This window comes from Streptomyces sp. NPDC059398, from assembly GCF_042751845.1.
GTDB lineage: Bacteria > Actinomycetota > Actinomycetes > Streptomycetales > Streptomycetaceae > Streptomyces.
Genome location: NZ_JBHYWP010000186.1, coordinates 1 through 4,899, shown reverse-complemented (window position 1 = coordinate 4,899; position 4,899 = coordinate 1). Strand labels below are relative to the sequence as shown.

The 4,899-nt window shown below is 71.0% G+C and carries 5 protein-coding genes; 4 read left to right on the top strand and 1 reads right to left on the bottom strand.

Features of this window, described 5'->3' with window-relative positions:
* Positions 1-160: 160 nt before the first annotated feature.
* The 4 genes from ACFXBC_RS34715 (at position 161) to proC (ending at position 3,353) form a co-directional block, all read left to right on the top strand.
* A complete protein-coding gene (locus ACFXBC_RS34715) occupies positions 161-619 on the top strand; it encodes a hypothetical protein (RefSeq protein ID WP_385033989.1) in 459 nt (152 codons plus the stop codon).
* 119 nt (positions 620-738) lie between these two features.
* Positions 739-1,512, top strand: a complete 774-nt coding sequence (locus ACFXBC_RS34710) for a class I SAM-dependent methyltransferase (RefSeq protein ID WP_385033986.1) — start codon at positions 739-741, stop codon at positions 1,510-1,512.
* 140 nt (positions 1,513-1,652) lie between these two features.
* A complete protein-coding gene (locus ACFXBC_RS34705) occupies positions 1,653-2,405 on the top strand; it encodes a class I SAM-dependent methyltransferase (protein WP_385033983.1) in 753 nt (250 codons plus the stop codon).
* Between the two features lie 138 nt (positions 2,406-2,543).
* A complete protein-coding gene (gene proC / locus ACFXBC_RS34700; protein ID WP_385033980.1) occupies positions 2,544-3,353 on the top strand; it encodes a pyrroline-5-carboxylate reductase in 810 nt (269 codons plus the stop codon).
* 35 nt (positions 3,354-3,388) lie between these two features.
* On the opposite strand, the gene trpS is transcribed toward proC, so the two are convergent.
* The gene (trpS, locus tag ACFXBC_RS34695; protein WP_385033977.1) at positions 3,389-4,384 is read right to left on the bottom strand and encodes a tryptophan--tRNA ligase; all 996 of its coding nucleotides are present in this window, start codon (positions 4,382-4,384) and stop codon (positions 3,389-3,391) included.
* Between the last annotated feature and the right edge of the window lie 515 nt (positions 4,385-4,899).

The window sequence follows — 4,899 nt, the reverse complement described above, 5'->3', positions numbered from 1 at the left end:
GACGAGTCGTTGGTCGATTGCCCCCAGGCCCAGGCCCCAGCCCCCCCACGCCGCCGGGGCCGCGGGGCCCCCGCCGCCCGCGCCCCCGGGCCGCCCCGGGACCAGCCGGAGCGGCGGGAGCGGCCAGGAGCGTACGCCCGGCGGGCCGCAGCCCGAGACCATCCGTTTCTTCGGTACGACCTGGGTCGGCCACGACGGCGGATACGGGATGCGGCGCGCCGCGGTCTCGGCCGGCGCCCTGGTCACGACGGTCGCCGCCTGCTTCGTGATGCGGCTCGCCTACCAGGGCGTGCGGACCGCCGACATCGGCAGCTTCGCCTCCGTCCTCTTCGTGGCCGTCTTCGCCGTCTGCAGCGCCGTCGCCTTCGCCCGCACCTGGGACGGCTTCCGGCGCCGCCCCGCCGACCCGGCCCGCGAGGAGTCCCTGCGCAGCCTCAAGGCGATCGGCTTCATCGGCTCGCTCCTCGCTTACTTCATCCGCTCCCTCACCGAGGCGCCCGGCGAACAGCTGCGGCGTACCGAGTACGAGACGGCCGCCGCCGCGTACGAGAAGCGCCGGGGCGCCCGCACCGGAAACCCGGCCGCCCGCCGCGGAAAGCCGAAGACCAGGCGCGGCTGAGCGGCGTCCCGGCCCGCCCCCGGCTCCGTATCCGTATCCGTATCCATCTCGGAACTCCGGCGTCAGGCCCCCGTTCCCGCCTCTGTTCCCCGGGACCGTCCGCCACGAAGATGTCAGGCATGACGGAACTCGCGCTGTCCTCGGACCAAGTGGCCGCCCAGTACGCCGCAGCACGCCCCGGATACCCGCCCGCGCTCTTCGACGCGGTGGAAGCGATGGCGCACCGCTCGCTCAAGGGCGCGTACGTGGTGGACGTCGGCGCAGGCACCGGCATCGCCACCGGACTGCTGCGGGACCGCGGCGCCGAAGTGGTGGCGGTTGAACCGGGCCCCGGCATGGCCGCGCAGCTGCGTTCCGCACTCCCCGACATCCCGCTGGTACGGGGCGTGGGCGACGCACTCCCGCTCGCATCGGACTGCGCCGACTTCGTGACGTACGCCCAGGCCTGGCACTGGACGGAACCGACCCGCTCGGTGCCCGAGGCCCTGCGGGTCCTGAAGCCGCGCGGAGTACTGGCCCTCTGGTGGAACGTTCCGGACCCGTCCGTCCGCTGGGCCGCGGACCAGGAGACCCGGCTGAAGAGACGCCTGCCCGAGTACTACCGCTACGGAGCGGCCCCCGGAGCCCCGGTGATCATCAAGACCCTGTACGACGGCCTCACCCCGGCCTTCCGCAGGCTCCAGTGGTCCCGCGAGGTGGACATCGACACGCACATCGCCCAGCTGGGCAGCCGTTCGTACGTGGCAGCCGCACCGGAGAGCAAGGCGGCCCCGGCACTGGCCGACGAACGGGCGGAGCTGCTGCGGATCTTCCCGGAGGGCAGGGTGCGAGAGGAGTACGTCATCAACCTCACGGCAGTACGCAAGCCCGCGGACCAGGCCCCGCGCGGTTGACGCCCCCGCACGAACAGCCGCCGCACCCCCGGGCAGTCCCCGCACCCACCCGGGCAGCCCGATCAGCTGACGCACACCAAGGTCGGTAGACGCCCCGGACCTGTGGCCGAAGTCCCCGATGCGTGGGCAGAATTGCCGGTATGACAACGATCTCGCGCGCCCACTCCTTCAACGCGGCCGCAGCCGCCTATGCGGCCAACCGCCCGTCCTACCCGCCCGCGCTCCTCGACGCCGTGGAGGAGCTGGCCGGACGCCCCCTGGCGGGGGCCAGGGTCGCCGACGTCGGAGCCGGCACCGGTATAGCCACCGCCCTCCTCCACGAGCGCGGCGCCCGGATCGTCGCGGTCGAGCCGGGCGACGGCATGACGGAACAGTTCCGCCGCACCCTGCCCGGCGTACCGATCGTGCGCGGTGACGGGAACAACCTCCCGCTCGCCGACGCCTCGGCGGACTTCATCACGTACGCCCAGGCCTGGCACTGGACCGACCCGGCCCGCTCGGCACCCGAGGCGATGCGTGTCCTGCGCCCCGGCGGCGCGCTCGCCCTCTGGTGGAACGTCTCGGACCACGGGGTCGAGTGGATCGCCGACCAGGGCGCTCGGATCCAGAGCTTCTTCGGCAGCTCCGACATCGTGCTCGGCGCACACGGCACGGCCGAGCGGACGCTGGAGACCGGCGGCCTCGGCTTCACCGACCGCACGGTCCCCTGGACCCGCGAGGTCTCGCTCGACACCCACCTCGCCAATCTGGCCAGCCACTCCGTCTTCCTGGTCGCGGGGGAGGAGGCCACCAGGGAGTTCGTCGACCAGGAGCGCGCCGTTCTCAGCGAGATCTTCCCCGGAGGCGTGGTCCGTGAGGCGTACCTGGTCGACCTCTGCGTAGCAACCCGCTGAAGCAGCACCCGGCCACCCGTCACCGCTTTCACCCCGTACCACCGGTCGGACACCCACACCGCCCCCACCACGCCCGATGCAAGGATGACCCCGAGAGAAGAACGGACAGAAGCCCCGACCGGCGAGGTGAACAGAGCCATGGCCCAGACAGTCGCAGTCCTCGGCACAGGCAAGATCGGCGAAGCCCTCCTGAGCGGAATGCTCCGCGCGGGCTGGCCCCCGGCCAACCTCCTCGTCACCACCCGCCGCCCCGAGCGGGCGGAGAAGCTCCGCACCCGCTACGGCGTGGAACCGGTCAGCAACCAGGAGGCCGCCGAACGCGCCGACATCCTCATCCTCACGGTGAAGCCGCAGGACATGGGCAAGCTCCTCGACGAGCTCACCCCCCACGTCCCGGCGGACCGCCTCGTCATCAGCGGCGCCGCCGGCATCCCCACCTCCTACTTCGAGGAGCGCCTCGCACCCGGTACGCCCGTGGTCAGGGTCATGACGAACACCCCGGCCCTGGTCGATGAGGCCATGTCCGTCATCTCGCCCGGCAGCCATGCGACGGAAGCGCACCTCGTCCACGCCGACGAGATCTTCGGTGGAGTCGGCAAGACTCTCCGCGCCCCGGAGAGCCAGCAGGACGCCGCCACCGCACTCTCCGGCTCCGGCCCCGCGTACTTCTATTTCCTGGTCGAGGCCATGACCGACGCCGGCATCCTCCTCGGCCTGCCACGCGCCCAGGCCCACGACCTCATCGTGCAGGCGGCCATCGGCGCGGCCGTGATGCTCAGGGACAGCGGTGAGCACCCGGTGAAACTGCGCGAGGCGGTCACCAGCCCGGCAGGCACCACGATCAACGCGATCCGCGAGCTGGAGAGCCATGGCGTACGGGCCGCGCTCATCGCCGCCCTGGAGGCAGCCCGCGACCGCAGCCGCGAACTGGCCTCCGGCAACGGCTAGTTGTTATCCGGGCGGGCCCAGGGGTACGGCTGCGGCTACGGCTCCAGCAGCCCCACGGCCCGGTATGCGGCATCGACCGTGGGCCGGGCCATCGCCCGCGCCCGCCCGGCGCCCCTCCTGAGGACCTCCTCCAGATACCCGGGATCGGCGACCAGCGCCGCATGCCGCTCCTGGACCGGCCGCAGCAGCTCCACCACCGCGTCGGCCGTGTCCTTCTTCAGCGCCCCGTACGAGGTGTACGTCCCGGCGAGCACCCCGGGCTCCTGTCCCGTACAGGCCCCGAGCACCTCCAGCAGGTTGGCGACCCCGGGACTGGCGACCCGGTCGTGGACGACCTCGCTCCCGCTGTCGGTCACGGCCCGCATGACCTTCTTGTGGACCACGGCGGGCTCGTCCAGCAGATAGACGATCCCCGCACCCGACGCCTGTGACTTCCCCATCTTCGACGTGGGGTCCTGAAGGTCCATGACCCGCGCGGCCACCACGGGCTCGGTGGCCTTCGGCACCACGAACGTGTGCCCGTACCGCTGGTTGAACCGCACGGCCAGATCCCGGGTCAGCTCGACATGCTGGGTCTGGTCCTCACCCACCGGCACCTCGTCGGCCGAATAGGCCAGGATGTCCGCGGCCATCAGCGCCGGATAGGTCAGGAGCGAGAGCCGCACACTGTCCCCGGACGAGCGGGCCTGCGCACTCTTCTCCTTGTACTGGATCATGCGCCGCATCTCACCGTCCGTCGCGGTGCACTCCATCAGGTACGAGAGCCGGGCGTGCTCGTCCACATGGCTCTGTACGAAGACGGTGCACTGCTCGGGATCGAGCCCGGCCGCCAGCAGCAGCGTCGCCGCCTGCCGGCTCAGTCTCCGCACCCGCGCCGGATCGTGCTCCATGGTCAGCGCGTGCAGGTCCACCACACAGAACAGCGCCTCGGCCCGGTGCTGCTCCTCCTCGGCCCAGCGCCGTACGGCACCCAGGTAGTTTCCGAGCGTCAGGTGCCCGGTGGGCTTGACCCCACTGAAGATCCGCGTCATTTCTCCACCTCTCGACAGGGGCCGCCGTCACCGGTAGCCGACTCCTGGAGGGAGAAACACGAACGGCCGCCGGAGAGGCGGCCGTTGAACGCACACGTAGATGCAGGCCGCCGTCAGGCGGCCCGCCACCGGAGGGTGTACGCACGCGTCATCATGGGCCCCACTGTAGCTCCGGGACCGCAGAGCGCGGGAGAGGCAGCACCGGCTTGACACGGGGTTGACAGCTCCGTAATGTTCTCCGAGCTGTCCGGCGTGAGCCCCGGCCCAGGCCGGTCCCCGGACAGCCATTCCGCACCAACCATTCGAACGACCGACGACTAGTCGTGTCATTCCCATGCGCTTTTGCGGAATGAGGAATCCACGTTCGAAAGAACAGCACCCCGATTAGCTCGGGAGCCAGGAATCCGCTAATGTCTCACTCGTCGGAACGGCCCAACGGCCGGGATGGCAAACCCCGCTGACTGGGGGTCAGGCCCGAAAGGATCTGATAGAGTCGGAATCGCCGGAAAGGGAAA

Excerpts from the sequence above, each read along its gene's own strand:
- ACFXBC_RS34710 (WP_385033986.1), top strand. The coding sequence starts at position 739 with ATGACGGAACTCGCGCTGTCCTCGGACCAAGTGGCCGCCCAGTACGCC.
- ACFXBC_RS34705 (WP_385033983.1), top strand. The coding sequence starts at position 1,653 with ATGACAACGATCTCGCGCGCCCACTCCTTCAACGCGGCCGCAGCCGCC.
- proC (WP_385033980.1), top strand. The coding sequence starts at position 2,544 with ATGGCCCAGACAGTCGCAGTCCTCGGCACAGGCAAGATCGGCGAAGCC.
- trpS (WP_385033977.1), bottom strand. The coding sequence starts at position 4,384 with ATGACGCGGATCTTCAGTGGGGTCAAGCCCACCGGGCACCTGACGCTC.